The sequence below is a fragment of the Bradyrhizobium sp. genome (assembly GCF_047605465.1).
In the GTDB taxonomy this organism is placed as follows: Bacteria; Pseudomonadota; Alphaproteobacteria; order Rhizobiales; family Xanthobacteraceae; genus Bradyrhizobium.
This window is the reverse complement of sequence record NZ_JASGFS010000030.1, coordinates 48,312-75,212: the sequence shown is the minus strand read 5'-3', so window position 1 is coordinate 75,212 and position 26,901 is coordinate 48,312. Positions and strand designations below refer to the sequence as shown.

The window sequence follows — 26,901 nt, the reverse complement described above, 5'->3', positions numbered from 1 at the left end:
CTGCGATGTCGATGATCCCGACCTCGACCGGCGCCGCCAAGGCGATCGGCCTCGTGCTGCCGGAACTGAAGGGCAAGCTCGACGGTGTCGCGATCCGCGTGCCGACCCCGAACGTCTCGGTCGTCGACCTCAAGATCGTCGCCAAGCGCGCCACCGACGCCAAGGAAATCAACGCCGCGATGAAGCGCGCCTCCGAGCAGCAGCTCAAGGGCATCCTCGGCTACACCTCGGCGCCGAATGTCTCGATCGACTTCAACCACGACCCGCACTCCTCGACCTTCCACGAAGACCAGACCAAGGTGCAGAACGGCACGCTGGTGCGCGTGATGTCCTGGTACGACAACGAGTGGGGCTTCTCGAACCGCATGGCGGACACCGCCGTCGCGCTGGCGAAGGTGATCTAAGCCAAGGTCTCGTGTCCCGGACGCGGCGCAGCGTGTCTTCACGGTGCGCCGCAGAGCCGGGACCCAGGTTCCTGCGTAGGTCCCGGTTCTGCAGCGCACCGCTTTGCGCTGCGCAGCGCCCGGGACAGGAGAGAATGTCCGATGGCGAACAAATTCCGTACCCTCGACGACGTCGACGTGAAGGGCAAGCGCGTACTGCTGCGCGTCGATCTCAACGTGCCCATGGAGAGCGGACGCGTCACCGACGCAACGAGGCTCGAGCGCGTCGCGCCGACCATCACCGAAATCTCGAACAAGGGCGGCAAGGTCATCCTGCTCGCGCATTTCGGCCGGCCCAAGGGCCGCGACCCCAAGGAGTCGCTCAAGCCCGTCGCCGAAGCGCTGTCGAGGGTCGTGAAGAAACCCGTCGCGTTCGCCGACGACTGCATCGGTGCCCCGGCGGCCGACGCGGTGGCGGCGCTGAAGGACGGCGACATCCTCTGCCTCGAGAACACCCGCTTCCATAAGGAAGAGGAAAAGAACGATCCGGCGTTCGTCGCGGAGCTGGCGAAGCTCGGCGACATCTGGGTCAATGACGCTTTCTCGGCGGCACACCGCGCCCACGCATCCACCGAAGGCCTCGGCCATAAGCTGCCGGCCTATGCCGGCCGCACCATGCAGGCCGAGCTCGACGCACTGGAGAAGGCGCTGGGTTCGCCGACCAAGCCGGTCATCGCCATCATCGGCGGCGCCAAGGTCTCGACCAAGATCGACCTGCTCGAAAACCTCGTCAACAAGGTCGACGCGCTGGTGATCGGCGGCGGCATGGCAAACACCTTCCTGCACGCCCAAGGCATCGCGGTCGGCAAGTCGCTGGCCGAGAAGGACCTCGCGCCGACCGCACTGCGCATCATGGAGAAGGCGGAAGCCGCGAACTGCGCCATCATCCTGCCGGTGGACGCCACCGTTGCCTATCATTTCGCCGCCAACGCGCCCTCGCATGCCTACGGGCTCGATGCGATCCCCGCGGACGGCATGATCCTCGACGTCGGCCCGCAGTCGATCGCACGCATCCATGCGGCGATCGACGACGCAGCCACGCTGGTCTGGAACGGCCCGCTCGGCGCCTTCGAAATGCAGCCCTTCGACCGCGGCACGGTCGCGGCCGCCAGGCACGCCGCCGAGCGCACCAAAACGAAGAAGCTGATCTCGATCGCGGGCGGCGGCGACACGGTCGCGGCCCTCAACCAGGCCCATGTGGCCGGTGATTTCACCTATGTCTCGACCGCCGGTGGCGCATTTCTTGAATGGATGGAAGGCAAGCCCCTGCCCGGCGTCGAGGTGCTGCGCATCAAGTAACCAGACGGCAAACAGCTAGCGGCCTTGAAGGCCCAAACGGGAGAAAAACACACATGGCTCGGATCACGTTGCGTCAATTGCTGGACCATGCGGCGGAGAACGATTACGGCGTCCCGGCCTTCAACATCAACAACATGGAGCAGGCGCTGGCGATCATGGACGCGGCGAACCAGACCGACGCGCCCGTCATCATCCAGGCCTCGCGCGGTGCGCGCTCCTACGCCAACGACGTCATGCTCAAGCACATGATGGACGCGGTGACCGAAATCTACCCGCACATCCCAGTCTGCGTGCATCTCGACCATGGCAACGAGCCCGCGACCTGCATGACCGCGATCCAGGCCGGTTTCACCTCCGTCATGATGGACGGCTCGCTCAAGGCCGACGGCAAGACCCCGGGCGACTGGGGCTACAATGTCGGCGTCACCAAGACCGTGACCGACATGGCCCATCTCGGCGGCATCTCGGTCGAGGGTGAGCTCGGCGTGCTCGGCTCGCTCGAGACCGGCATGGGCGACAAGGAGGACGGCCACGGCGCCGAAGGCAAGCTGTCGCACGACCAGCTCCTGACCAATCCGGACGAAGCCGTGAAATTCGTCGAGGAGACCAGGGTCGACGCGCTCGCGATCGCGATGGGCACCTCGCATGGTGCCTACAAGTTCACCCGCAAGCCGGACGGCGACATCCTCGCCATGAACGTGATCGAGGAGATCCACCGCAAGCTGCCCAACACGCACCTCGTGATGCACGGCTCGTCCTCGGTGCCGCAGGACCTTCAGGACATCATCAACGCCTATGGCGGCAAGATGAAGCCGACCTGGGGCGTGCCGGTGGCCGAAATCCAGCGTGGCATCAAGAACGGCGTGCGCAAGATCAACATCGACACCGACAACCGCATGGCCATGACCGGCCAGATCCGGAAGGTGCTGAAGGACAGCCCCGAGGAGTTCGATCCGCGCAAGTATCTGAAGCCCGCGATGGAAGCGATGACCAAGCTGTGCAAGCAGCGGCTCCAGGAGTTCAACACCGCGGGGCAGGCCTCCAAGATCAAGCGGGTCCTGACCACCGCCGAAATGGCCAAGCGCTACGCCAAGGGCGAACTCGACCCCCGCGTCGCGTAACGATCGCGCGAGCAGCTCCGCAAGGCACCCCTCTCCCGTCATTCCGGGGCGCCGCGAGGCGGCGACCCCGGCATCCATGGTGCCACCGTCGATGCGGATCAATGGATTTCGGGCTCGCGCCGAGGGGCGCGTCCCGGAATGACCGATGGCCCCTTTACCCTGTCACGAACGTTAACTCGGCAATTGCCCGAGAACGGTCTATTTTCACAGGCAAGGGCAGAGTCGTTTTGGGAGGACCTCTCGATGAATCTGACTGAGCTCAACAGGATCGCGACCGCCATGGTGGCCCCCGGCAAGGGCATCCTTGCCGCGGACGAATCCTCCGGCACCATCAAGAAACGGTTTGACGCGATCGGCGTGGAATCGACCGAAAGCAACCGCCGCGACTATCGCGAGATGCTGTTCCGGTCGAAGGAGGCCATGAGCCAGCACATCTCCGGCGTCATCCTGTTCGACGAGACGATCTGGCAGGACGCCAAGGACGGCACGCCGCTGGTCAAGCTGATCGAGCAGAGCGGCGCCATTCCCGGCATCAAGGTCGACGAAGGCACGCAGGCGCTGCCGATGTGCCCGGGCGAACTCGTCACCGTCGGTCTCGACAATCTCGCCGAACGGCTGACGAAATATTACGCGCGCGGCGCGCGCTTCGCCAAATGGCGCGCGGTGATCGACATCGGAAACGGCATTCCCTCGATGACCGCGATCCACGTCAACGCTCATGCGCTGGCGCGCTATGCGGCGTTGTGTCAGGCCGCGCAGATCGTGCCGATCGTCGAGCCGGAAGTGCTGATGGACGGCGATCACGACATCGACCGTTGCTACGAGGTCACGAGCCGCGTGCTCAACAAGACGTTCCAGGAGCTGCGCGTGCAGCGCGTTGCGCTCGAAGGCATGGTCCTGAAGCCCAACATGGTGGTGTCGGGCAAGAAGTGTGCGAAGCAGGCCTCCGTCGACGACGTCGCGGAGAGGACCATCAGGCTGCTCAAGGCCTGCGTGCCCGCGGCGGTGCCCGGCATCGCGTTCCTCTCCGGCGGCCAGTCCGATGAAGAGGCAACGGCGCATCTCAACGCCATGCACAAGCTCGGCCCGTTGCCCTGGGGCCTGACCTTCTCCTATGGCCGCGCACTGCAGGCCGCCCCGCAGAAGGCCTGGTCGGGTAAGGCGGAGAACGTCGCCGCCGGGCAGGACGCCTTCAGCCATCGCGCGCGGATGAACGGGCTCGCCTCCAAGGGCGAATGGCACAGCGGCCTGGAAAAGAAGGCAGCCTAGATCTTGTCGAACAAATTGCCTCCGCCGCGCCCTGCACCGCGCCTGTACCTCGCGACGCCCGTTGTCGACGATCCGGCCTCGCTGGTGAAAGAACTTCCGGGCCTGCTTGCCGCCGCCGATGTCGCGGCGGTGCTGGTGCGCCTGAAGGAGACCGACCAGCGCACCATGATCTCGCGGATCAAGCAGCTCGCACCGGTGGTGCAGAATGCGGGCGCCGCGCTGCTCGTCGACGGCCATGCCGAGCTGGTCGCGCGCGGCGGCGCGGACGGCGCGCACCTGGCGGGTATCGCTGCGCTGGAAGAGGCGATGTCCTCGCTCAAGCCCGATCGCATCGCCGGCGTCGGCGACCTCGCCACGCGCCATGATTCCATGAGCGCGGGCGAGATGGGCGCGGACTACGTGCTGTTCGGCGAACCCGACGCACAGGGCCAGCGCCCCTCGTCCCAGGCCATCGCCGAACGGCTGGACTGGTGGGCCGAGTTGTTCGAGCCGCCTTGCGTCGGCTTCGCCATATCGTTCGAGGAGGCCCACGATTTCGCTGCCAGCGGCGCCGATTTCGTGCTGGTCGGCGACGTCATCTGGGCTGATCCGCGCGGGCCGAAGGCCGCGCTCGCCGAGGCGGATGCGGCGATCAAGAAAGCCTACGCGGCTCTTCCCGCCGGCCAGGGCTAGTGCCCGCGATGAATCTGCCGCGCATCACCATTCTCGCGACGTTGCTCATGACGGTGCCCGCCGCCGCGCAGCTTCAGATCACGCCGCCGGTCGCGACGCCCAGCCCGGCGGCGCCCGAGAAGCCCAAGGCCAAACCGCACACGATCACCAAGAAGAAGGAGGCCACGCCGGCGCCGAAGCCTTCGCCGTCGGCTTCGCCAAGCCCGGCACCGGCCGCGACCGTGATCCCCGCGCCGCAGCCCGACAATCCCAACGTCGACCTCGTGTTCGGCGCCTACCAGCGCGGCATGTACAAGACCGCGTTCGACCTCGCCATCGCGCGTGCCAAGACCGGTGATGCCAAGGCGATGACCATGCTCGGCGAGCTCTACTCCAACGCCATGGGGATCCGGCGCGACTATGCCAAGGCGCTGGAATGGTACAAGCGCGCTTCCGACGCCGGTGATCGCGAGGCGATGTTCGCACTCGCCATGCTGCGCATGTCCGGCCGCGGCGGGCCGGTCGACAAGGGTGAGGCGGTCAAGCTGATGGCGTCCGCGGCCAAGCTCGGCGAGCCCAAGGCGGCCTACAATCTCGCCCTGCTCTATCTCGACGGACAGACGCTGCCGCAGGACCTCAAGCGCTCGGCCGAGCTGCTGCGCCAGGCCGCCGACGCCGGCTTGCCCGAGGCGCAATATGCGCTCGCGACCTTCTACAAGGAAGGCACCGGCGTGGCGAAGGATCCCGAAAGATCGGTGCGGCTGCTCCAGGCCGCCTCGCTCGCCGACAATGTCGATGCCGAGGTCGAATACGCCATCGCGATGTTCAACGGCACCGGCACGCCGAAGAACCAGCCCGCCGCCGTCGCGCTGCTGCGCAAGGCGTCCCGCCAGGGCAGTGCGATCGCGCAGAACCGGCTCGCCTGGGTCCTGATCAACGGCATGGGCGTGCCCGCGGACAAGATCGAGGGGTTCAAATGGCACCTGGTGGCCAAGACCGGCGGCAAGGGCGACCCGGACCTGGACAAGCAATTGTCGGATTTGCCCGCCGAGGACCGCGCCAAGGCCGAGAACGCGGCCAAGAAGTGGCTCGGGACCAAATGACTTGACGTTGGCGCCCTCGCAGGGCACCCAATCCCCTCAATTGGGCGCGATTTCGCGCCATCTTCCCCCGATCAAGACAGAGCTCATGCTGTACTCCGCCACTATCAACGTCATGGTCAAGGCCGCGCGCCGCGCCGGCCGCAGCCTCAAGCGCGATCTCGGCGAGATCGAGCATCTCCAGGTCTCGCTGAAGGGCCCCGCGAATTTCGTTTCGCTCGCCGACAAGCGCGCCGAGGAAATCCTCTACCAGGACCTCTCCAAGGCGCGGCCCGGCTACGGCTTCATCGGCGAGGAAGGCGGCACCCGCGAGGGCACCGACAAGAGCCACACCTGGATCGTCGATCCCCTGGACGGCACCACCAACTTCCTGCACGGCATCCCGCAATTCGCGATCTCGATCGGGCTCGCCCGCGAAGGCACGGTCATCGCCGGCGTGATCTACAATCCCGCCAATGACGAGCTCTACATCGCCGAGCGCGGCAAGGGTGCCTTCCTCAACGACCAGCGCCTGCGCGTCGCCGGCCGCCGCCAGCTCAACGAATGCGTGGTCGCCTGCGGGCTGCCCCATATCGGTCGCGGCGACCACGAGGAATTCCGCCGCGAGATGACCGTGATCCAGAACCGCGTCGCGGGCCTGCGCCGCTTCGGCGCCGCCGCTCTCGACCTCGCCTTCGTCGCCGCCGGGCGCCTCGACGGCTATTGGGAGCGCAATCTGCAATCCTGGGACATCGCCGCCGGCATGCTGATGGTGAAGGAAGCGGGTGGAACGGTCAGCGACATCGCGACGCCGGGCGACCCGCTGGTGACCGGCCACGTCGTGTGCGGCAACGAGTTCGTGCACGGTGAGCTGGTGAAGATCCTGCGGAAGCCGGCGTAACCGCGCAGAAGCGCTCGCGGGCCGCCCGGCCGTCAATGACCCGCGAAGGCGGGTGATGAGCCTTCCGGACAAGCTCCTGGATACGCAAAAGACGCGGCGTACCTGATGATGCCCCGCCCGCGCGGGGCATGGCAGTTCGCGTTACGGCTTGACCGGCAGCGGCGGCCCATACGTCTCCCCTTCCTTCGCCGCAGCCGGCTCCCGGTCTCCGCCCAGCACACGCTGCACGGAGACGAAGAACACCGGCACCATCAGCAGCGCCAGGATCACCACCGCGATCATGCCGCCCATCACGACGGTGCCGAGCGATTGCTGGCTGGCACCACCGGCGCCCTGCGCGATCGCCATCGGCAGCACGCCGCAGATGAAGGCAAGGCCGGTCATCAAGATCGGGCGGAAGCGCAGGCGGCAGGCCTCGATGGTGGCCCCCAGCAGCGGCTTGCCCTCCTTCCGCAGATCCTTGGCGAACTCGATGATCAGGATCGCGTCCTTTGCGGCAAGGCCGATGATCGTGATGAGGCCGACGGTGAAATAGACGTCGTTCGGCAGGCCGCGCAGCATGGCCGCGACCACCGCGCCGATGATGCCGAGCGGCACGGTGAGCAGCACCGCGAGCGGAATGGTCCAGCTCTCGTAGAGCGCGGCCAGACACAGGAACACCACGAACACCGACAGCGCCAGCAGGAACGGCGCCTGCGAGCCCGACAGCTTCTCCTGCAGCGACTGTCCGGTCCATTCGTAGCCGAAGCCGCGCGGCAGCTTGCCCGCAAGCCGCTCCATCTCGGCGATCGCATCGCCCGAGGTGAAGCCGGCCCGCGCCTCGCCGGAGATGCGGACCGCGGGATAGTAGTTGAAGCCGGTGATCTGCGTCGGGCCGCGGCTCCATTCGATGGTCGCGAACGACGAGAACGGCACGAGCTGGCCACGGCTGTTCTTGACGTTGTAGTTGAGGATGTCCTCGGTCCTCATGCGGTCGCGGGCGTCGGCCTGGACCACGACGCGCTGCATGCGGCCGCGGTTCGGGAAGTCGTTGATGTAGTTCGAGCCGAGATTGGTCGAGATCGTGTTGTTGATGTCTTCGAAGGTGACGCCGAAGGCGCCGGCCTTCTCGCGATCGATCACGAGGTTGACGACGCCCGCTTCGGGCAGGCCCTCGACATAGACCTTCTGCAGCACTGGGCTCGCATTGGCCTCCGCGATCAACTGGTCGGCGGCGCGCATCAGGGCCGGATAGCCCTTCTGGCCGCGGTCCTGGAGGCGGAACGAGAAGCCCGAAGAGTTGCCGAGATTGTCGATCGGGGGCGGCTGCAGCGCGGAGATCTTCGCGTCGCGGATCGAGGAGGACAGGTCACGGTTGATCTCGGCGACGATCGCCGCGGCCGATTCCTTCGGTCCGCGCTCCGACCAATCCTTCAGCGTGATGAAGGCCTGCGCCGTGTTCATACCCTGGCCCGAGAAGCTGAATCCGGTGAGGAACGTGACATTGTCGACGCCCGGCCGCTCCGCCAGGTATTTCTCGACCTTCTCGATCACGGCTTCGGTGCGCGCGTAGGAGGAATCCGACGGCGTCTGCACGTCGGTGGTGACGAAGCCCTGGTCGTCGACCGGCAGGAAGCCGCCGGGCAGGCTGACGAAGGCCCATGACAGGCCGGCAAGCAGCGCGACATAGACCAGCATCAGGCGGCCGGTGCGCTTCAGCGAGAAGCCGACGGTGCGGGAATAGCCCTCCTTGCCGCCTTCGAGCATGCGGTTGAACCAGCCGAACACACCCTTCTTCGCGTGACCGTGACCGGCCGCGACGGGCTTGAGCAGCGTCGCGCACAGCGCCGGCGTCAGCGACAGCGCGAGGAAGGCCGAGAAGCCGATCGCGGCGACCATGGTGACGGAGAACTGGCGGTAGATGATGCCGACCGAGCCGGGGAAGAACGCCATCGGCACGAACACCGCCATCAGCACCAGCGTGATGCCGATGATGGCGCCCGTGATCTGCGACATCGCCTTGCGCGTCGCTTCCTTCGGCGGCAGGCCTTCCTCGGCCATGATGCGCTCGACGTTCTCGACCACGACGATGGCGTCGTCGACGAGGATTCCCACCGCGAGGACCATGCCGAACATCGAGAGCATGTTGATGGAGTAGCCGGCGAGCAGCAGCGTGGTGCAGGCACCGAGCAGCGCCACCGGAACCACGATGGTCGGAATGATGGTGTAGCGGATGTTCTGGAGGAACAGGAACATCACCACGAAGACCAGCACCACGGCCTCGACCAGCGTCATGAGCACCTTCTTGATCGAGGCCTCGACGACGGGTGTGATGTTGTAGGGGATCTCGTAGGAGATGTTGGCCGGGAAGAAGCGCGACAGCTCCTTCATTTTCTCTTCCACCGCGCTCGCCGTCGCCAGCGCGTTGCCGGTCGGCGCGAGCAGCACCGACAGACCCGCGGTCGGCTTGCCGTCCAGACGGGTATTGAACTGATAGCTGAGGCCGCCGACCTCGATGCGCGCGACGTCACGCAGACGAACGGTCGAGCCGTCCGGGTTGGCGCGCAGGATGATGGACCCGAATTCGTCGGGCGAGGCGAGCTGCCCCTTGACCAGCACGAGCGCGGAGACGCGCTGGTCAGCGGTCGAAGGCTCGGCACCGATGCTGCCCGAGGCGACCTGCGCGTTCTGCGCGGCGATCGCCTTGTTGACGTCGTCGGCGGTGAGCCCGTAGCCGACCAGCTTGGCCGGATCGACCCAGACGCGCAGGCTTCGCTCGGTCGAATAGAGCGTGGCGCGGCCGACGCCGGGGATGCGCCGGATCTCGCCGAGCACGTTGCGGATCATGAAATCGCCGAGCCCGACTTCATCGAGGCTGCCGTCGGTCGAGTTCAGCGTGATGATCTGGAGCACCGCGCTGGAGGCTTCCTCGACCAGGATGCCCTGCTGGATCACCGCGCGCGGCAGGCGAGCTTCCACGCGCTTGATGCGATTCTGCACCTCGACCGAGGCCGCGCCGGTGTCGGTGCCCGGCACGAAATTGGCAATGATCTCGACCTGGCCGAGCGAGTCGCTGGTCGATTCGAAGTTGAGGATGCCGGACGCGCCGTTGAGCTCCTCCTCGATCAGCCGCGTAACGCTGTTGTAGAGGTTCTCGGGCGAGGCTCCCGGATAGCTCGTCGAGATCGAGATCGAGGGCGGCGCGATGATCGGGTACTGCGCGATCGGCAGCAGCGGGATCGCAATCGCGCCGATCAGACAGATGAACAGCGCGACGACCCAGGCGAAGATCGGCCTGTCGATGAAGAAGCCCGGCATTTGCCGTTTTACCCTCGTTGTTTCATTTGTCCTCCATGACGAGAAGCGCGGCGCGCGCGTCTCGACTTATGAAGGCTCGATTCAGTCCGGCGGACATCCGGCGACCGCCCGCTCACTGCGGGCCACTCGGGATGGTGGATCAAGGACGTTTGCGACGTCCGACGTTACCGCGTGACCTGAGCGTGCTGACTGTCAGCGTTCGCTTCGGCCTCGGACCAGGATTGCGGCTTGACCTTGTCGCCGGCCGCGAATTTCTGGAAACCTTCGACCACGACCTTGTCGCCGGCCTTCAGGCCGTCGGTGACGAACCAGATGCCGTCCTGCACCGAGCCGGTGCGAACCGGCTGCACGGCGATGCGGTCGTCCTCCTTGACGACGAACACCTCGCTGCCGCCGCCGCCGTTGCGCTGGATCGCCTGCTGCGGCACGGCGATGGCATCGCTGTCGAGCCCCTGCTCGATGCGGACGCGGACATACATGCCCGGCAGCAATTCGCGCTTGGGATTGCGGAACTCGCCGCGCAGCGTCACCTGGCCGGTATGGGCGTCGACCTTGGCCTCGGAGAACAGCAGCTTGCCGTCGAGCGAATAGATGGTGTTGTCGTCAAGCACGAGGCGCACCTTGGCGGCGTCGCCCGCGATGCGCTCGAGATCGCCGCTGTCGAAGGCGCGGCGAAGCTGGCTGAGCTCGGTCACCGATTGGGTGAAGTCGGCATAGATCGGATCGAGCTGCTGGATGGTCGCCAGATTGGTCTGGTCCTGAACGGCGAGCGCGCCCTCGCTGACCAGCGCCGCGCCGACGATGCCGTCGATCGGCGCGCGCACGGTGGCGTAGTCGAGATTGAGCTTGGCACGCGCGAGCTCGGCCTTGCGTCCCTCGACCTCGGCATGGGCCTGGAGTTCGGCGGCAATCGCCTTCTCGTTCTCGGCTTCGGGCGCGGCGCGCTGGCTGGTCAGCGTGGCGATACGATGCGCCTGCTGCCTCGCCTGCATCAGCGCCGCTTCGGCCTTGGCGACCGCGGCCTGGCTCGCCATCACCTCGACCTCGAACGGACGCGGATCGATGCGGTAGAGCGGATCGCCCGCCTTCACTTCGCTGCCCTGGTGGAACATGCGGTCGACCACGATGCCGGATACGCGCGGACGGACGTCGGAGACGCGCGTCGGTGCGATGCGGCCCGGCAGTTCGCGCACGATCGCGCGTGGCTGCGGTTTGACCACGACGATGCTGACGTCAGGATCGGAGGGCTGTGCGGCGGCAACGGCCGAGTTGGATTCGTTGCAGCCTGCGAGCAGCGGCGCACAGGCCGCGAGCATCATTGCAACGCATGCCGATCGCGCTCGAAGTCCTGACATGAAATGGGGTGCCCAATGTTGTTGAAACGACATCACGCCTCCTGCGGAACTCTTTCGAGACGATTCCGCAGGGGTGACGTGGTCAAAATAGAATGGAGTTGCTGCGACGCAACTTGCGGGGCGGGCGGCTCAATGTCACACGGACTATCGCGCTGAGTTCTGGCCGCTTTTCGGGGCTCACCGGATTGTGAGTCGCGCACCCTCACCGCGTGCTGCGACAGAACACCGCAATTTCCCGGCGCCGACCATCCGGCGGCCGCGAATGCGCCATCCGGTTCCACCGCTCCGGGCTCGCCACGAACGTTGCGAGGGATCTCGCCGTCGCGTCGCCGCGGGCAGAAGGGGTCCGAACACCGGGGCGAATTTCGGCACGGGGCACGGATACTGTCCCCAAATCTGCACATCCGGCGCTTTTTTTGGGCCAGCGCTGTGCCATAGTGCGGATGCACGCAAGCTTACGTAACGGATGATACCGGCCATGCCGTCAGGCACTTCGCCCCGCTCTTCCATGGACATCGAATACACCAAGCTGTCCTCGCCCAGCGTCTTCCTGGTCCGGATGCTGGTCTTCCTGGTGCTCTGCGCGCTGGTGGGGGTGGTGCTCTACAAGCAGATCGTCCAGGCCTTCTTCGCCAATCCGGGCCTCAACGCCCTGATCGGGGCCGTGCTGTTCATCGGCATCGTGCTGGCATTCCGCCAGGTCATCCGCCTCTACCCCGAAGTGTCCTGGGTCAACAATTTCCGCATCGCCGATCCCGGCCTCGCCCCTGCCCGGCACCCGAAACTGCTGGCGCCGATGGCGGCGATCCTCGGCGGCGAGCGCTCCGGCCGCATGTCGATCACCCAGACCACCATGCGGCACCTGCTCGATTCCATCGCGACCCGCCTGGACGAGGCCCGCGACATTTCCCGCTACATGACCGGCCTTCTGGTCTTCCTCGGCCTGCTCGGCACCTTCTGGGGCCTGATCGAGACGGTCGGCTCGGTCGGCAAGGTCATCGACGGGCTCAAGGTCGGCGGCGATGCCGGCGCCTTGTTCGATACGCTGAAGGAGGGCTTGGCCGCCCCGCTCGGCGGCATGGGCATTTCGTTCTCGAGCTCGCTGTTCGGCCTCGCCGGCTCGCTGATCCTCGGCTTCCTCGACCTGCAATCGAGCCAGGCGCAGAACCGCTTCTACACCGACCTCGAAGACTGGCTCGCCACCACCGTCCGGGAATATGGCAGCGGTGAGGTCGCCGTGGCCGCCGCCGGCAGCGGCGGCGGCATTGCCAGCGGCGAGTTGCAGGCGGCCGTCGAACGGCTCCGTTCCGTCCTCGAGGAGGGCAGCGCCAGCCGCGGGACCACGGCAGCGATGGCGAGCCTTGCCGAAGCCATCCAGGCGCTGGTCTCGCACATGCGGACCGAACAGCAGATGATCCGCGAATGGGCCGACGGCCAGGGCGAGCAGAACCGCGAGATCCGGCGGCTGCTGGAGCGCATCGCGCGCCAGCCCGAGAAGAGCTAGGGCAGAACGAGATACCGTGCCCCGGACGCGATGCGGCGCGAAGCGCGCGTCGCCGAGTCGGGCACACCGGCAGGACTCTGGGTCACCGCTCTGCGGAGCACGCCAACGCTCAGCACCGGTCCGGCACAGGAAAGAACGGAGACGTAAATGGCTCTGGCCCGCGGCCGCCGCAGCGAAGGCGCCTTCAACTACTGGCCCGGATTCGTCGACGCGCTGTCGACGCTGGTGCTGTCGATCGTATTCCTGCTGTCGGTCTTCCTCGTCGTGCAGTTCTTCCTGTCGCAGGAGGTCACCGGCAAGGACAAGGCGCTGGAGCAGCTCAACGCCAAGATCGCCCAGCTCAACGATCTGCTGTCGCTGGAGAAGCTCAGCAAGCTCAGCCTCGACGACCAGCTCTCGCAGCTGAAGGCCGGGCTCGCCTCGGCGGAAACCGAGCGCGACCGCATGAAGGGCCTCTATGAGGGCCTCGCGAGCGCCGGCAGCGATGCGCAGGGCAAGACCACCGAGCTGAGCAAGGCGCTGGATTCGGAGAAGGCGGTCTCGACGCGGGCGCTGGCGCAGATCGAGGTGCTGAACCAGCAGATCAGCGCGCTGCGACGGCAATTGGCGGCACTGGAAGAGGCGCTCGACGCCTCGGAGAAGCGCGACAAGGAATCCCAGAACCGGATCGCCGATCTCGGCTCGCGCCTGAACGTGGCCCTGGCGCAGCGCGTGCAGGAATTGTCGCGCTACCGCTCCGAATTCTTCGGCCGCCTGCGCGCCATTCTCGGCAACCGCCCCGACATCCGCGTCGTCGGTGACCGCTTCGTGTTCCAGTCGGAAGTGTTCTTCGACACCGGCCAGGCAACGCTGCTGCCGGAGGGCCGCACCGAGCTCGACACCGTCGCGAACGCGCTGATCGAACTCGACAAGAAGATTCCGTCCGAGATCCCCTGGGTGCTGCGCGTCGACGGCCATACCGACCTGCGGCCCGTCAACGGCCCGAACTTCAAGTCGAACTGGGACCTGTCGGCCGCACGCGCGATCTCGGTGGTGCAATACCTCATCTCGCTCGGCGTGCCGGCGCAACGCCTGGTCGCCGCCGGCTTCGGCGAATTCCAGCCGCTCGACAGCGGCACCTCGGAGGACGCCTACAAGCGCAACCGCCGCATCGAGCTGAAGCTGACGGAGCGCTAGACGTGAGGTCCGTACGATACGCGCGCCACCGTGGAGGAAGCCGGGCCTGCGCCGGCCATCCGCGATCTTCGATCCGCGCCAACGGAACGGCGCGGATATCCGGGACGAGCCCCGGCATGACGCCACCCGCAAGATGACCGCGCTCCACCTCCGCCCCTATCGCGACGAGGACGAAGCGGCCGCGATCGAGCTCTGGCATCGCACCTGGCAACGAGCCTATCCGCAGATCGACTTCGCCGCACGCCTCGACTGGTGGCGCGAACGCTGGCGCAAGGATCTGGTGCCGAAGGCCGCGATCGTCGTCGCCGAACAGGACGGCGCGCTGACCGGCTTCGTCACCATCGACGGCGAGGGCTATCTCGACCAGCTCGTGGTCGATCCGGATCACTGGGGCTCGGATGCGGCACGCCTGCTGGTGGACGAAGCCAAGCGGCTCTCGCCCGCAGGCGTCACGCTGCTCGTCAACAAGGACAACGCCCGTGCCATCCGCTTCTACGAGCGCAACGGCTTTCTCCATGCCGGCGACGACGTGAATCCGACCTCTGGCCGGCCGGTGCTGAAGCTGGCCTGGAGGCCTTGAGGCCCCGTCCCGACCAAAACCGCGAAAACAACCCCATGCACAGTAGAACGCGGAGCCCGAGGTCCGGCGCAGCGAAGACACGCAACTGATTGGATCACCGCTGCTTTCGCGAACTTCGCCGCATTGGGGCCATCGCCCTGCAGGCTGACCGTGCGCCCGTCCATTTGCGGGCGCACGGCTCCGATCGTCGTCAACCGACCTCGTCCGACAGCGAGCGGGATCGCGTTTCCGGCGCTGCAATCGCCGCGATCAGGCTTACAAGAGCAAGACCCGCGAGCCATGCCGGCGCCGGCCAGTAATTGCCGTCCGCCCATTTGACGAGGGCGGTCGCGATCAGCGGGGTCAGTCCGCCACCGAGCGCGGCCGACAATTGATAACCCAGCGAAGCGCCGGTGTAGCGGACGCTGGTCTTGAACAGTTCGGGCCCGAACGATCCCATGATTCCGAACAGCACACCGTTGGCGATTCCGCCGATGGCCATGCCGAGGAAGATCAGCGAGGTGACTTTGGTATTCACGAGCCAGAACAGCGGGAAGGCGAACAGCATCGTGAAGATTGCCGCCGCGATGAACACCGGCCTGCGCCCGATCCGGTCGGAGAACGCGCAGACCGGCACGATGATCAGAAGTTCGGTGATGGCGAATGTCAGGACGCCGTTGAGCATGAGCTCCCTGGGCAGGCCGAGATTGGTCGAGCCATAGGCGACCATGAAGGTCACGTAGACATAGAAGCCGCCGCTCGTGACGAGGAACAGCCCGCCGGCGAGCAGCACCTCGCGCCACTGGGTCCGCAACGTCTCCACCAGCGGAAATGCCGCGATCGCATTCGTGCGCTTCGCTTTCGAGAAGGCCTCACTTTCCGGCATGGAAAACCTGGCGAGAGCGCCGACTACGACCAGCACGATGCTCAGCAGGAAAGGCAGTCGCCAGCCCCACGACGCGAACCGATCGGGCCCGAGGACCGCCGTCGTCGCGGCGAACACCAACGTTGCGATCACCAGTCCGGCGGGAGAGCCCAATTGCGGTAGGCTGCCGAGAAGCCCGCGCCGCGTTTGCGCTTCGCTTTCGGTCATCACCAGCACGGCGCCACCCCATTCGCCCCCGAGGCCGATGCCCTGGATCAGGCGAAGCAGCACGAGCAGTACGGGCGCGAAGACGCCGATCGCATCGTAGTTCGGAAGACATCCGACCAGGAGCGTGGCGATACCCGTCAGCAGGAACGTTGCGATCAGCGTCGATTTGCGGCCGATGCGATCGCCCATATGGCCGAAGATGATCGCGCCGATCGGCCGCGCGAGAAAGCCGACGGCGAAGGTGGCGAACGAGAGCAGCGTGCCGGCCAGCGGATCGAAGTTCGGAAAGAACTGCGCATTGAAGATCAGCGCCGCGGCCAGGCCGTAGACCTGGAAATCGTACCATTCGATCGTGGTGCCTACGGTCGCCGCCAAGGCCGTCCGTGAGAGCGAGCCGGATCGCTCGCCGGCCGCAATCATTGTCGTCTCCGAAATTTGCGTCATATCTCAACTCCTTACGCGCCAACCCGCGCTTGTACTGGCCCCTTGATTTCATATCGATATTAGATTATCGATAATCGAAGATCACGTGATACGACAGGAATGTCAAGAATGACGCTCTCCGACGCCCTCGAAGGCATCTCAGCCGTCAAGCTCTCCACTTCGGACCTCATCGCCGAGCAATTGCGGCGTGCGATCCTCCTGGGCACGATCTCGGGCGGTGCGCAGCTCAAGCAGAACGACGTGGCCGCAAGGTTCGGCGTCAGCGTCGCGCCGGTGCGCGAAGCGCTGCAGCGCCTGATCGCCGACGGGCTGGCGGTGCTGCATCCCAATCGCGGCGTGACCGTCTCGCCCGTTTCGGAACAGGATTTTCTCGAGATCGCCGAACTGCGCGGCCTGCTCGAACCGCATGCGCTCCGTCACTCGGCCCCGCGCCTCACCGTCGCCGACCTGCAATATTCCGAAACGGTTCTGACCAGGGCCGCGCAGGCGTCGGACCCGCTCGATCGCGCCAATCTGCACTGGGAGTTTCACCGCAGCCTCTACAAGCGGGCCGAACGGCCGCGCCTGCTCGCGCAGATCGGCGGCCTCTACCAGGGCATCAATCGTTATCTGCTCCCGGCATGGGCCAATTCCGGCCTCAGCGCCGACTGGGTCGACAGCCACCTCCTCATCGTCTCGAAGCTTCGCGATGGCCGCATCGACGAAGCCTGCCGCCTGATCGTCGATCAGACGGACGCATCCACCAGGCGCGTGCAGGCGCACCTGCATCAGGAAGACCGTTCCAAGGAAGACAAGTAGATGCTCGCGTTCTCCGAATTCAAACTGCTGACATTCGACTGCTACGGCACGCTGATCGACTGGGATACGTCGATCATGAAGCTGGTAGAGCCCTGGCTCATGGAGATGAAATCGCCGGTGCCCGCGGATCTCGTCGTCAGCACCTTCGCGCTGATGCAGGCGAAGCACCAGCAGACGCGCCCGACCCTGCTTTACCCCGAAGTGCTTCGGCGCTCATGGCGCGACATCGAGGAGCAGTTCGGCTGGGATGAAAACGCCGGTCGCGCGGACGCGTTCGCGCGATCCGTGCCGCACTGGCGGCCATTCCCCGACACCGTCGAGAGCCTGCGCTATCTGAGCCGGCACTTCGCGCTCGGCATCCTCTCGAATGTCGACAATGCTTCGCTCGCGGGCACGCTGAAGATGCTGGAAGTGCCGTTCCTGTTCACGGTCACGGCGGAGGACGTCAGCTCCTACAAGCCCGGCCAGCCGCATTTCGACGCGGCACAGCGAGAAGCCGCGCGGCACGGGATCACGAAGGGGGAGATCCTCCACACGGCCCAGAGCAAGCACCACGACATCGCGCCCGGAAACCGGCTCGGCCTGACCACCATCTGGGTGAACCGCCGCCACGGGAAGAAGGGGACCGGGGCGACACTGGCCGCGGCGGCCGATCCGTCCCTGACCGTCAACTCGCTCGCCGAACTGGTCGACCTGCACAAGGCGGCGCAGGTCGCATCACAACCGGTCTCGCTGCAACGATGATCATCGACAAGTTCGCGGCCCTGGCTACCGCCAACGCGCCGGGCCAGGAGATCCGTCAGGCCGCCGGAAACGTCGGCAACCTGATGCGCGGCGGGAAGATTTCGGGCCGCCCGGTCGATTTCTCGCACGGTGACGTGGACGCCTTTCCGCCGACGCCCGGCGCCTCCGATCACTTCGCGGAGGCACTCGCCGCCGGAGGACGGCAGGCCTACACGGAGTATCGCGGGTCGGCCGACATTCGCGCCGAGCTGGCCGAAGCGCTCGCCGCGTTCACGGGAGCCCCCGTCTCCGCCGACGAAGGCACGATCGTCACACCGGGCACGCAGGGCGCGCTGTTCCTGGCGGTCGCATCGCTGGTCAATTCCGGGGACAGGGTCGCAATCGTCCAGCCGGACTACTTCGCCAATCGCAAGCTCGTCGAATTCTTCGGCGGGCATGCGGTGCCGGTGACGATGGATTATCTGGCCGGCTCGGCCGACGCCGGCCTGGATCTCGCGCAGCTCAAGGCCGCATTCGAAGCCGGCGCACGCGTATTCCTGTTCTCGAATCCCAACAATCCGACCGGCGCGGTCTATTCGACGCGTGAAATCGGCGAGATCGCGCGGCTCGCCGCCGCGTTCGACGTGACGATCATCGCCGACCAGCTCTACTCCCGGCTTCTCTATGCGAACCAGACCTATGCGCATATCCGCGCCGCCGGGCTGCCGGAGCAGCGCGTCGTCACCATCATGGGACCGTCGAAGACGGAGTCGCTGAGCGGCTACAGGCTGGGCATCGCATTCGGCGCGCCGGCGGTCATCGAGCGGATGGAAAAACTGCAGGCCATCGTCTCGCTCCGCGCCGCGGGCTACAATCAGGCGGCGCTTCGCACCTGGTTTCGCGAGCCGGCCGGCTGGATGGAAGACCGGATTGCGCAACACCAGGCGATCCGCGACGATCTCCTCGCGGTCTTCCGCGACGCAGGCCTGGCGACGCGCGAGCCGCAGGCCGGTAGCTATCTATTCCCGACGCTGCCGCCGCTTGCGGTCGAGCTCGGGGATTTCGTGCGGCTGCTGCGCCATCAGGCCGACATCATCGTGACGGCAGGCACCGAGTTCGGTCCCCATCCGAACAGCATCCGGCTGAATTTCTCGCAGGATCATGCCGCGGCAGTGGCCGCGAGCCGCCGTATCGTCGAGATGACGCATCGATATCGTGCGTGAGGCAGCCGCCTCACGCGCCGTCGAACTGCAGCCTCGCCAGCCGGGCGTAGAGTCCGTTCGCCGCGACGAGCTCGGCATGGGTGCCCTGCTCGACGATCCTGCCCTGGTCCATGACGAGGATGCGGTCGCAGGAGAGCACGGTGGCGAGACGGTGCGCGATCACCAGCGTGGTGCGGTGGCGCATCAGCTCCTCCAGCGCGGTCTGGACCAGCGTCTCGCTTTCGGCATCCAGCGCGGAAGTGGCTTCATCGAGCAGCAGCAGCGGCGCGTCGCGCAGGATCGCGCGCGCGATCGCGATACGCTGGCGCTGGCCGCCGGAGAGCGTCACGCCGCGCTCGCCGAGCGGGGTCTCGAAACCTTCGGGCAGCCGGCGGATGAACTCGGCGGCATGCGCGAGCTCGGCCGCACGCTCGACCTCGGCATCGGTCGCATCGGGCCGGCCGAAGCGGATGTTCTCGCGGGCGCTTGCGGCGAACACATTCGATTCCTGCGGCACCAGCGCGATGCGCGAACGGAAGGCGTGCGGATCGGCCGACTTGACCGGCACGCCGTCGAGCGAGACGGCGCCGCCGCGCGGATCGTAGAAGCGGAGCAGGAGATGAAAGATCGTGCTCTTGCCGGCACCGGACGGGCCGACGATCGCGATCTTCTCTCCGGGGCGCACGTTGAACGACACCGCGTCGAGCACGTTGACGTCGGGCCGCGCCGGATAGGCGAAGCTCACCCGATCGAACCCGACCTCGCCCCGCGCCGGCACCGGCAGCGCGCGCGGGGACACCGGCGCGGTGATCTCCGGCTTCACGTGCAGGATCTCGAACAGGCGCTCGGCAGCGCCCGAGGCCGCCGAGACCTCGCCCCAGACCTCGCTGAGCTGGCCGAGGCCCGCGGCCGCGAAGGCGGCGTAGAGCACGAACTGGCCGAGCCGGCCCGGCGTGATCGCGCCGGTCAGCACGTCATGCGAACCGATCCAGAGGATCGCGACCACGCTTGCGAACACGATGAAGATGATGATGGCGGTGAGCACCGCGCGCGCCTGGGTGGAGGTGCGTGCGGCCTCATAGGCCTGCTCGACCTCGCCACCGAAGCGCTTCTCGGCAAGCCCTTCGCTGGTGTAGGCCTGCACGGTGCGGATCGCACCGACCAGTTCGCTCGCATAGGCGGAGGCATCCGCGAGCGTGTCCTGCGCATTGCGCGACAGCCGCCGCACCCAGCGTCCGAAGGCCACCAGCGGCAGCACGATCAGGGGAATGGCGAGCAGCACGAAGCCCGACAGCCGCGGGCTCGTGATCACCATCATCGCCGCCGCGCCGAAGAACATCATCAGGTTTCGCAGCGCGATCGACACGGATGCGCCGACGGCGGACTTGATCTGGGTGGTGTCGGCGGTGAGACGCGACACGAGCTCGCCGCTGCGCGCGGAATCGAAGAAGGCGGGCGAGAGCGAGAGCAGATGGGCAAAGACGTCGCGGCGCAGATCGGCGACGATACGCTCGCCGATCGTCATCACGAGGTAGTAGCGCGCGGCGCTCGCGAGCGCGAGCACGGCCACGACGGCGATCATCACCGAGAAGTAGCTGTTGATCAGCTCGATGCCTTCCGGCGTCAGGCCGAAATCGATCATTCGGCGCACCGCGACCGGCACCAGCAGCGTGGTCAGCGCAGCGATGGTCAACGCGACGAAGGCGAGCGCCGCGCGGCCGCGATAGCGCGCCACGTAGGGCGCGAGCGCCACCAGCGGCCGAAGCTTCGCCCGGCCCTTCGCCGGCTGTTCGATCAGTTCGGCTTCGATCGACGGGGCTTCTGCGGGCCCGGTTTCAAGCCGTTCTACTGCGCTCATGAGATCCGACCAAAAGAGAGGAGTCCGCTCCAAATAGGCCGGGTGAGCGGAGGTGGCAAATCCGGGATGTCCCTTAGGGGACGGCCCGGTTCTCCAGTCCCCACAATGGCTTGTTTTAAAGGGGCCCGTGGGGTATAGACCCCGCCAAATCCGTCATTCGATAGTCACTCAAGCCGGGCGCCGGGCGCCCTAGGAATTGCCATGAAAGCCGAAATTCATCCGGATTATCATACGATTAAGGTCGTCATGACCGACGGAACCGAGTACCTGACCCGCTCCACCTGGGGCAAGGAAGGCGACACGTTGAACCTCGACATCGACCCGAAGTCGCACCCGGCCTGGACCGGCGGCAGCCAGCAGCTCATGGATCGCGGCGGCCGCGTCTCGCGCTTCCAGAAGAAGTTTTCGGGCTTCCTCAAGAAGGATTGATCCGGCCCCTCGGCTGGACACGAAAAACGCCCCCGGATCACCGGGGGCGTTTTTGTTTTTGGGGTCTCCACCGTGATTGCGGGGCGCACGCGACAAGATTGCGCAGCCATTCTGCGCGGGCGCGACCAAGCAATCCCGACTGCCGCTGTGGCAGCTCTCCGGATTGCTTCGCTTCGCTCGCAATGACGAGAAGCGAGATCCTTACCGCTCGAACGCGGCCTTCAGGGCATTGAGGTGCGGAACCAGCGGATTGCCGATCGCGGGATGATCCGCCGGCGGCGTGTGAATGGTGGTGTCGAGGCGACGCACGCGGGTCTGAAGGTTCATCGAACGGTTGATCAGATCCTGGAGCTGCGAAGGCAGCTTCTCGATCGTGTCGGTGGGGCCGGGATCGGCCGCGGTGAGCTTGACCTTGGTCTTTTCGCGATTGGCCTGGCTCAGCGTCATCTCGCCTTCCTTCACCGCACGGTGCAGCAGCAGCCACGAGGCGAGCTGCATCAGGCGGGTGGTGAGCCGCATGCTCTCGGTCGCGTAGGTGAGGCTGACGGCGCGATCGAGCGCCTTGGCTTCGGTGCGGCCGGCACCGTCAAGATAGGCCGCGGTTTCTTCGACGAGGTCCATGCCCTCGCGGAACAGGACGCCGAACGCCGCAGAATTGGTGAAACGCTCGCTGAGTTGAACGAGAGCGCCGTCGGCTTGCAAACGTTCCATGGTTAACGCCCCTTACGCAACTGTTTACCCACCCGGCTTGGGCGCCGGTTTATGATGAACAAATCATTGCGCGCGCGGAGCGCGGAGTCCAGCGACAAGCACGGATATGGTTTCCGCGCGTCATCCGTCGAAATGCAACCGGCGCCATAAAGCACGGCCGGCACTCTTTGGCATCTCGTTTGAGCATGATCTCCGTGCAAGCGCACTCAGCGTTTGCCGCAAGCGACAATCGCGGATCCGGATCATACCGACGCAAAAAAGAGCCGCCGGAGACCGGCGGCTTTGAAAGTTGATAACAGGGAGGCGTCAAACAGAGTGGACAGGAGCCACTCGGTGTCCAAACAAGGACAGTATGGTCATAAACCCGAAAGCTTAATCGACCGTAAACGAGCGATTATTTTGAGGGTTCGTTAGCCATGTCGGCCAACGGCCGAGTGAGCGGAACCGTGAGCGCTCATGCGCGACAGGCAAAGCGGACCCTCATGGTGAGGAGCGCGCATTGCGCGCCTCTCGAACCATGCAGGCTCCTCTCCCCCGGCTGCCATCCTCCGAGACGGCCGCGGCGCGCTCTCCTCAGGATGAGGGACTGTCGATGCGGCAAGCTTCAAGCCGGTCCTCCGGCGCTACGATTTGAAGAAACTGTTCGCCGCGTCGCGCGAGGCGCGCTTCTTGGTGGCGGCTTCCTCCAGTCTTGCGATTTCGGTCTTCAGCAGCGCGACGCGCTCGGTCAGTTCCTCCACCGACAAGAGTGAGAGATCCTGACCGATTTCATGGCTGATCTTCCTGCGCGGGCGGTCGTCCTCTTCCGTCGGCATCGTCGTTCCTCCTGCGTTCGCACGGCACACGGCCCAGACGGTTGCCAGCGCGGATCGCGCTGGCTAATCAATGGCCTCGTTCCATCCCGCACCTTTGCCCAAGGACACATCATGGACAAGCTGCCCGCGCAAATGACCGTGGTCGCCATCTCCAAACCCGGCGGACCGGAGGTGCTGGTGCCGGAACAGCGGGCGCTGCCGCAACCCGGCCCCGACGAGATCCTGGTCAAGGTGCAGGCCGCCGGCGTCAACCGGCCCGACGTCGCGCAGCGTTCCGGCGTCTATCCGCCGCCGCCCGGCGCCAGCGATTTGCCAGGCCTCGAGATCGCGGGTGAAGTCGTGGCCGTCGGCAGCAATGCGAAGCGGCACAAGGTCGGCGACAAGGTGATGTCGCTCGTCGCCGGCGGCGGCTATGCGCAATACTGCATCGCCCAGGATGCCCAGGCGATGAGCGTGCCGTCGGCGCTGTCGATGAAGGAAGCCGGCGCGCTGCCGGAAACGCTGATGACGGTCTGGCACAACGTGTTCGAACGCGGCGGCCTGAAGGCGGGCGAAACGCTGCTGATCCACGGCGGCTCCTCCGGCATCGGCACCATGGCGATCCAGCTCGCGAAGGCGTTCGGCGCGAAGGTGTTCGTCACGGTCGGCTCGCAGGACAAGGTCGACGCGTGCCTGAAATTGGGCGCCGACCGCGCCATCAACTACAAGACCGAGGACTTCGTCGCCGCGGTCAAGGCGGACACGAACAACGCCGGCGTCAACCTGATCCTCGACATGGTCGCCGGCGATTACGTCGATCGCAACTATGACGCCGCCGCCGTCGATGGCCGGATCGTGCAGATCGCCACCCTCAATGGCCCCAAGGTGACCGTCAACATCGCCAAGGTCATGGTCAAGCGCCTGACGCATACCGGCTCGACGCTTCGGCCCCGTAGTAATGCGGACAAGGCCGCGATGGTGGCCGCGATCGAGGCCAAGGTGATGCCGCTCCTGCGCGAAGGCCGCGTCAAACCGGTGATGGACAGCGCTTTCCCGCTGGAAAAGGCCGCCGACGCGCACCGGCGCATGGAGACCAGCGCACATATTGGCAAAATTGTGTTGGAGGCCTAGGCCAGCGGCCCACAGGAGCGAGGCGGAAACCCTTTGATTTTCCTCGCTTTCGTGGCATCTATCGCGACGCGCCGAACCAGTTGCGTCCGGTCTGAAATCGCCTTTACGTGCCAGCCTCACAGCTACTCTTGCACTCAGAGTTTGCGTCGAACGCGGAGAACTGACCTTGCGTCTGATCAGATGCCTCGCGCCCATCGCGCTGGGCCTCATGATTCTCGTCGCCGCGTCGCCTGCACGCGCGCTCGACGCCGTCAGCGTTCGCAGCGATGCGCCGGCGATCGACCTCACTGGCGTGCTCGAGCATCAGCGCAGCGATAGCGACCGCATTCAGGTCTCCACCGCGCCCGGCACCGACGGCATCGTCCGCCGCATCGAGGTGCGCGCCCGCGAAGGCGGCCAGAACTGGGTGGTGTTCGCGCTCGCCAACAACACCGACGACCAGCTCGACCGCCTGATCGTCGCGCCGCATTACCGCATCGTCTCCTCGGGGCTGCTCTGGCCCGATCTCGGGCTGTCGCGCATCGCGACCATCACGCCGTCGATCGGCGACCGGCCGGAGCGCCAGGAAAGCGCGACCGCCGACGTGTTCCGCATCACGCTCGATCCCGGCGCCGTCGTCACCTTCGTCGCCGAATTGCGCACCGACAAGCTGCCGCAGCTCTATCTGTGGGAGCCCGAGGCCTACAAGGACAAGGTCAATTCCTTCACGCTCTACCAGGGCATTGTGATCGGCATCTCGGGCCTGCTCGCGCTGGTGCTGACCATCCTGTTCGTCGTCAAGGGCAGCATCATGTTCCCGGCGGCGGCGGCACTGGCCTGGGCCGTGCTGGTCTATATCGGTGTCGATTTCGGCTTCTGGGGCAAGGTGCTCGACATGTCGAACAACGCCGAGCGCATCTGGCGCGCGGCGGGTGAAGCCATCCTGGCGGCGACGCTGCTGGTGTTCCTGTTCGCCTATCTCAACCTCAGTCGATGGCACGTGCGCTATTCGCACATCACGGTCGGCTGGCTCGCCTTCCTCGGTTCCCTCGTCGCGCTCGCTCTGTTCGATCCGGCCGTGGCTTCCGGGATCGCGCGCATGTCGCTGGTGCTGATCGCCTTCGCCGGCTTCGCGCTGATCGTCTATCTCTCGACCCACGGCTTCGATCGCGCGGTGCTGCTGATCCCGACCTGGTTCCTGCTGGTGGTATGGGTGGTCGCGGCCGGCATGACGGTCGCGGGTTCCGTCACCAACGACATCGTCGGACCGGCCCTGCTCGGCGGCCTCGTGCTGATCGTGATGCTGATCGGCTTCACGGTGATGCAGCACGCCTTCGCCGGCGGCGGCGCCACCACCGGCGTCGTCTCCGACATCGAGCGGCGCGCGCTGGCGCTGGCCGGTTCCGGCGACCTGATCTGGGACTGGGACGTGTCCGCCGACAAGGTGTTCACCAGCCCGGAGACCGAGGCCCTGCTCGGCCTCAAGCGCGGCACGCTGGAAGGCCCGGCGGCGTCGTGGCTCGAAGTCCTGCATCCGCTCGACCAGGACCGCTTCCGCGCCGCGCTCGACAGCGTGCTCGACCAGCGCCGCGGCCGCCTGGTGCAGGACTTCCGCCTGCGCACGCCGGACGGCCATTTCATGTGGTTCGCGCTCAAGGCGCGCCCCGTGGTCGGCTCCGACGGCGAAGTCTCGCGCGTTGTCGGCACCCTCACGGACGTGACCGAGCTGCGCAACGCCGAAGAGCGCCTGCTGCACGATTCCGTACACGACAACCTCACCGGCCTGCCCAACCGCAAGCTGTTCATGGACCGGCTCGGTGCGGTCGCGCATTTCGCCAAGACCATGCCGACGCTGCGGCCGACGCTGATGGTGATCGATCTCGACCGCTTCAAGCAGGTCAACGATTCCGTCGGCATCGCGGTCGGCGATTCCATCCTGCTGACGCTCGCCCGCCGCCTCACCCGCATCCTGAAGCCGCAGGACACGCTGGCGCGGCTCGCCGGCGACCAGTTCGGGCTGATCCTGCTCTCGGAGCAGGATCCCGCCCGCATCACCGCCTTCGCCGAGACCATCCGCAAGACCATCCGCGCGCCGATCGCCTTCAACGACCGCGAGATCTTCCTGACGGCATCGATCGGCCTCGCGCTGTCCGATCCGCAGACCCAGCTCACGGACGAGATCATCAAGGATGCCGAGCTTGCGATGTACCATTCCAAGCGCATCGGCGGCGACCGCATCGACGTCTACAAGCCGGCGATGCGCGCCCGCAAGACCGACCGCCTGACGCTGGAAAGCGAGCTGCGCCGCGCCATCGAGCGCCAGGAGATCACGATCCTGTACCAGCCGATCGTGCGGCTGGAAGACCGTTCGATCGCCGGCTTCGAGGCGCTGGCGCGCTGGGATCACCCCAAGCTCGGCCGCATGGCGCCGTCGGAATTCATCACCATCGCGGAAGAGACCGGGCTGATCGTCGACCTCGGCATGTTCGTGCTCGACCAGACCGCCAAGCAGCTGTCGGTGTGGCAGCGCGCGATGCGCTCGCGCGAGCCGATCTTCGCCTCCGTCAACGTCTCGTCGCGGCAATTGCTGCGCCACGACCTGATCCACGACGTCCGCACCGTGCTGTCGCGCTCGTCGGTCGCGCGCGGCACGCTGAAGCTGGAACTGACGGAATCGCTGGTGATGGAGAATCCGGAGCACGCGGCGCAGATGCTGACGCGGATCCGCGAGCTCGGCACCGGGCTGTCGCTCGACGATTTCGGCACCGGCCATTCCTCGCTCGCCTATCTGCAGCGCTTCCCGTTCGACACCATCAAGATCGACCAGTCCTTCGTGCGCACCACCAGCCGCGGCACGCGCCCGGTGATCCTGAAGTCGATCATCGCGCTCGCGCACGATCTCGGCATGGACGTGGTGGCCGAAGGCGCCGAGACGGATTCGGACGCGGTCGAGCTCTACCAGATGGGCTGCGAATACGCGCAGGGCTTCGCCTTCGGCGAGCCGATGGACGCCGACGCGGCGATGCGCCTGCTGACGGAAGTGCGGCTGGAAGCGGCGAGCTGATCCCTCGCTCGCCCTTGCCGC

The 26,901-nt window shown here is 66.1% G+C and carries 21 protein-coding genes and 1 pseudogene; 16 read left to right on the top strand and 6 right to left on the bottom strand.

What is annotated here, in order from left to right; all coding sequences use genetic code 11:
• From QM712_RS21570 to QM712_RS21540, 7 genes and pseudogenes are all read left to right on the top strand, one after another.
• A pseudogene (locus QM712_RS21570) lies at positions 1 to 404 on the top strand (erythrose-4-phosphate dehydrogenase); the annotation flags it as partial.
• 141 nt (positions 405 to 545) lie between these two features.
• A complete protein-coding gene (locus QM712_RS21565) occupies positions 546 to 1,742 on the top strand; it encodes a phosphoglycerate kinase (RefSeq protein WP_415025158.1) in 1,197 nt (398 codons plus the stop codon).
• 53 nt (positions 1,743 to 1,795) lie between these two features.
• The gene (gene fba / locus QM712_RS21560; RefSeq protein ID WP_415025157.1) at positions 1,796 to 2,863 is read left to right on the top strand and encodes a class II fructose-bisphosphate aldolase; all 1,068 of its coding nucleotides are present in this window, start codon (positions 1,796 to 1,798) and stop codon (positions 2,861 to 2,863) included.
• Between the two features lie 243 nt (positions 2,864 to 3,106).
• Positions 3,107 to 4,132: a class I fructose-bisphosphate aldolase gene (locus tag QM712_RS21555; RefSeq protein WP_415025156.1), complete on the top strand. Its 1,026-nt coding sequence runs from the start codon at positions 3,107 to 3,109 to the stop codon at positions 4,130 to 4,132.
• Between the two features lie 3 nt (positions 4,133 to 4,135).
• On the top strand, positions 4,136 to 4,804 hold the full coding sequence (locus tag QM712_RS21550; protein WP_415025155.1) for a thiamine phosphate synthase: 669 nt from the start codon (positions 4,136 to 4,138) through the stop codon (positions 4,802 to 4,804).
• Positions 4,805 to 4,812: 8 nt separating this feature from the next.
• Positions 4,813 to 5,886: a tetratricopeptide repeat protein gene (locus tag QM712_RS21545; RefSeq protein WP_415025154.1), complete on the top strand. Its 1,074-nt coding sequence runs from the start codon at positions 4,813 to 4,815 to the stop codon at positions 5,884 to 5,886.
• Between the two features lie 85 nt (positions 5,887 to 5,971).
• Complete coding sequence (locus QM712_RS21540; RefSeq protein WP_415025153.1) at positions 5,972 to 6,763, top strand: inositol monophosphatase family protein; 792 nt, start codon at positions 5,972 to 5,974, stop codon at positions 6,761 to 6,763.
• A 141-nt stretch (positions 6,764 to 6,904) separates the two neighbouring features.
• Here the strand turns inward: QM712_RS21540 and QM712_RS21535 are convergent, their stop codons facing one another.
• Together QM712_RS21535 and QM712_RS21530 are read right to left on the bottom strand one after the other, a co-directional pair.
• Positions 6,905 to 10,060: a multidrug efflux RND transporter permease subunit gene (locus tag QM712_RS21535; RefSeq protein WP_415025152.1), complete on the bottom strand. Its 3,156-nt coding sequence runs from the start codon at positions 10,058 to 10,060 to the stop codon at positions 6,905 to 6,907.
• A 164-nt stretch (positions 10,061 to 10,224) separates the two neighbouring features.
• A complete protein-coding gene (locus QM712_RS21530; protein ID WP_415025151.1) occupies positions 10,225 to 11,415 on the bottom strand; it encodes an efflux RND transporter periplasmic adaptor subunit in 1,191 nt (396 codons plus the stop codon).
• Between the two features lie 478 nt (positions 11,416 to 11,893).
• Here QM712_RS21530 and QM712_RS21525 point away from each other — a divergent pair, with 478 nt between their 5' ends.
• The 3 genes from QM712_RS21525 to QM712_RS21515 all read left to right on the top strand — a co-directional run bounded on the left by QM712_RS21525 (position 11,894) and on the right by QM712_RS21515 (position 14,675).
• The gene (locus QM712_RS21525; protein WP_415025150.1) at positions 11,894 to 12,919 is read left to right on the top strand and encodes a flagellar motor protein MotA; all 1,026 of its coding nucleotides are present in this window, start codon (positions 11,894 to 11,896) and stop codon (positions 12,917 to 12,919) included.
• Between the two features lie 147 nt (positions 12,920 to 13,066).
• A complete protein-coding gene (locus QM712_RS21520) occupies positions 13,067 to 14,095 on the top strand; it encodes a peptidoglycan -binding protein (protein ID WP_415025149.1) in 1,029 nt (342 codons plus the stop codon).
• Positions 14,096 to 14,228: 133 nt separating this feature from the next.
• A complete protein-coding gene (locus QM712_RS21515) occupies positions 14,229 to 14,675 on the top strand; it encodes a GNAT family N-acetyltransferase (RefSeq protein WP_415025148.1) in 447 nt (148 codons plus the stop codon).
• A 190-nt stretch (positions 14,676 to 14,865) separates the two neighbouring features.
• On the opposite strand, the gene QM712_RS21510 is transcribed toward QM712_RS21515, so the two are convergent.
• Positions 14,866 to 16,191 carry an MFS transporter gene (locus QM712_RS21510; RefSeq protein ID WP_415025147.1) on the bottom strand — a complete coding sequence of 442 codons (1,326 nt, stop codon included), beginning with the start codon at positions 16,189 to 16,191 and terminating at the stop codon, positions 14,866 to 14,868.
• 108 nt (positions 16,192 to 16,299) lie between these two features.
• Here QM712_RS21510 and QM712_RS21505 point away from each other — a divergent pair, with 108 nt between their 5' ends.
• From QM712_RS21505 to QM712_RS21495, 3 genes are read left to right on the top strand one after another with little or no spacing between them, the layout of a single operon-like run.
• Positions 16,300 to 16,989 carry a GntR family transcriptional regulator gene (locus QM712_RS21505; protein WP_415025146.1) on the top strand — a complete coding sequence of 230 codons (690 nt, stop codon included), beginning with the start codon at positions 16,300 to 16,302 and terminating at the stop codon, positions 16,987 to 16,989.
• A complete protein-coding gene (locus tag QM712_RS21500; protein WP_415025145.1) occupies positions 16,990 to 17,733 on the top strand; it encodes an HAD hydrolase-like protein in 744 nt (247 codons plus the stop codon). It abuts the gene before it with no gap.
• Entirely contained in the window at positions 17,730 to 18,935 is a 1,206-nt protein-coding gene (locus QM712_RS21495; protein WP_415025144.1) for a pyridoxal phosphate-dependent aminotransferase, read from the top strand. Before QM712_RS21500 ends, QM712_RS21495 begins: the two co-directional genes overlap by 4 nt.
• Before the next feature lie 10 nt (positions 18,936 to 18,945).
• Here the strand turns inward: QM712_RS21495 and QM712_RS21490 are convergent, their stop codons facing one another.
• Positions 18,946 to 20,772 carry an ABC transporter ATP-binding protein/permease gene (locus tag QM712_RS21490; RefSeq protein WP_415025143.1) on the bottom strand — a complete coding sequence of 609 codons (1,827 nt, stop codon included), beginning with the start codon at positions 20,770 to 20,772 and terminating at the stop codon, positions 18,946 to 18,948.
• A 201-nt stretch (positions 20,773 to 20,973) separates the two neighbouring features.
• Here QM712_RS21490 and rpmE point away from each other — a divergent pair, with 201 nt between their 5' ends.
• On the top strand, positions 20,974 to 21,201 hold the full coding sequence (gene rpmE, locus QM712_RS21485; protein ID WP_097659924.1) for a 50S ribosomal protein L31: 228 nt from the start codon (positions 20,974 to 20,976) through the stop codon (positions 21,199 to 21,201).
• A 201-nt stretch (positions 21,202 to 21,402) separates the two neighbouring features.
• On the opposite strand, the gene QM712_RS21480 is transcribed toward rpmE, so the two are convergent.
• Positions 21,403 to 21,912: a DUF1465 family protein gene (locus QM712_RS21480; protein WP_415025142.1), complete on the bottom strand. Its 510-nt coding sequence runs from the start codon at positions 21,910 to 21,912 to the stop codon at positions 21,403 to 21,405.
• A gap of 623 nt (positions 21,913 to 22,535) precedes the next feature.
• Positions 22,536 to 22,727, bottom strand: coding sequence for a DUF1192 domain-containing protein (locus QM712_RS21475; protein WP_415025141.1), 192 nt, complete (start codon positions 22,725 to 22,727; stop codon positions 22,536 to 22,538).
• A 111-nt stretch (positions 22,728 to 22,838) separates the two neighbouring features.
• Here QM712_RS21475 and QM712_RS21470 point away from each other — a divergent pair, with 111 nt between their 5' ends.
• Both QM712_RS21470 and QM712_RS21465 read left to right on the top strand, forming a co-directional pair.
• Positions 22,839 to 23,837, top strand: a complete 999-nt coding sequence (locus tag QM712_RS21470) for an NAD(P)H-quinone oxidoreductase (RefSeq protein WP_415025140.1) — start codon at positions 22,839 to 22,841, stop codon at positions 23,835 to 23,837.
• A 166-nt stretch (positions 23,838 to 24,003) separates the two neighbouring features.
• On the top strand, positions 24,004 to 26,880 hold the full coding sequence (locus tag QM712_RS21465) for an EAL domain-containing protein (RefSeq protein WP_415025139.1): 2,877 nt from the start codon (positions 24,004 to 24,006) through the stop codon (positions 26,878 to 26,880).
• The last annotated feature ends 21 nt before the right edge of the window (positions 26,881 to 26,901 follow it).

Excerpts from the sequence above, each read along its gene's own strand:
- QM712_RS21565 (WP_415025158.1), top strand. The coding sequence starts at position 546 with ATGGCGAACAAATTCCGTACCCTCGACGACGTCGACGTGAAGGGCAAG.
- fba (WP_415025157.1), top strand. The coding sequence starts at position 1,796 with ATGGCTCGGATCACGTTGCGTCAATTGCTGGACCATGCGGCGGAGAAC.
- QM712_RS21555 (WP_415025156.1), top strand. The coding sequence starts at position 3,107 with ATGAATCTGACTGAGCTCAACAGGATCGCGACCGCCATGGTGGCCCCC.
- QM712_RS21545 (WP_415025154.1), top strand. The coding sequence starts at position 4,813 with ATGAATCTGCCGCGCATCACCATTCTCGCGACGTTGCTCATGACGGTG.
- QM712_RS21540 (WP_415025153.1), top strand. The coding sequence starts at position 5,972 with ATGCTGTACTCCGCCACTATCAACGTCATGGTCAAGGCCGCGCGCCGC.
- QM712_RS21535 (WP_415025152.1), bottom strand. The coding sequence starts at position 10,060 with ATGCCGGGCTTCTTCATCGACAGGCCGATCTTCGCCTGGGTCGTCGCG.
- QM712_RS21530 (WP_415025151.1), bottom strand. The coding sequence starts at position 11,415 with ATGTCAGGACTTCGAGCGCGATCGGCATGCGTTGCAATGATGCTCGCG.
- QM712_RS21525 (WP_415025150.1), top strand. The coding sequence starts at position 11,894 with ATGCCGTCAGGCACTTCGCCCCGCTCTTCCATGGACATCGAATACACC.
- QM712_RS21520 (WP_415025149.1), top strand. The coding sequence starts at position 13,067 with ATGGCTCTGGCCCGCGGCCGCCGCAGCGAAGGCGCCTTCAACTACTGG.
- QM712_RS21515 (WP_415025148.1), top strand. The coding sequence starts at position 14,229 with ATGACCGCGCTCCACCTCCGCCCCTATCGCGACGAGGACGAAGCGGCC.
- QM712_RS21510 (WP_415025147.1), bottom strand. The coding sequence starts at position 16,191 with ATGACGCAAATTTCGGAGACGACAATGATTGCGGCCGGCGAGCGATCC.
- QM712_RS21505 (WP_415025146.1), top strand. The coding sequence starts at position 16,300 with ATGACGCTCTCCGACGCCCTCGAAGGCATCTCAGCCGTCAAGCTCTCC.
- QM712_RS21500 (WP_415025145.1), top strand. The coding sequence starts at position 16,990 with ATGCTCGCGTTCTCCGAATTCAAACTGCTGACATTCGACTGCTACGGC.
- QM712_RS21495 (WP_415025144.1), top strand. The coding sequence starts at position 17,730 with ATGATCATCGACAAGTTCGCGGCCCTGGCTACCGCCAACGCGCCGGGC.
- QM712_RS21490 (WP_415025143.1), bottom strand. The coding sequence starts at position 20,772 with ATGAGCGCAGTAGAACGGCTTGAAACCGGGCCCGCAGAAGCCCCGTCG.
- rpmE (WP_097659924.1), top strand. The coding sequence starts at position 20,974 with ATGAAAGCCGAAATTCATCCGGATTATCATACGATTAAGGTCGTCATG.
- QM712_RS21480 (WP_415025142.1), bottom strand. The coding sequence starts at position 21,912 with ATGGAACGTTTGCAAGCCGACGGCGCTCTCGTTCAACTCAGCGAGCGT.
- QM712_RS21475 (WP_415025141.1), bottom strand. The coding sequence starts at position 22,727 with ATGCCGACGGAAGAGGACGACCGCCCGCGCAGGAAGATCAGCCATGAA.
- QM712_RS21470 (WP_415025140.1), top strand. The coding sequence starts at position 22,839 with ATGGACAAGCTGCCCGCGCAAATGACCGTGGTCGCCATCTCCAAACCC.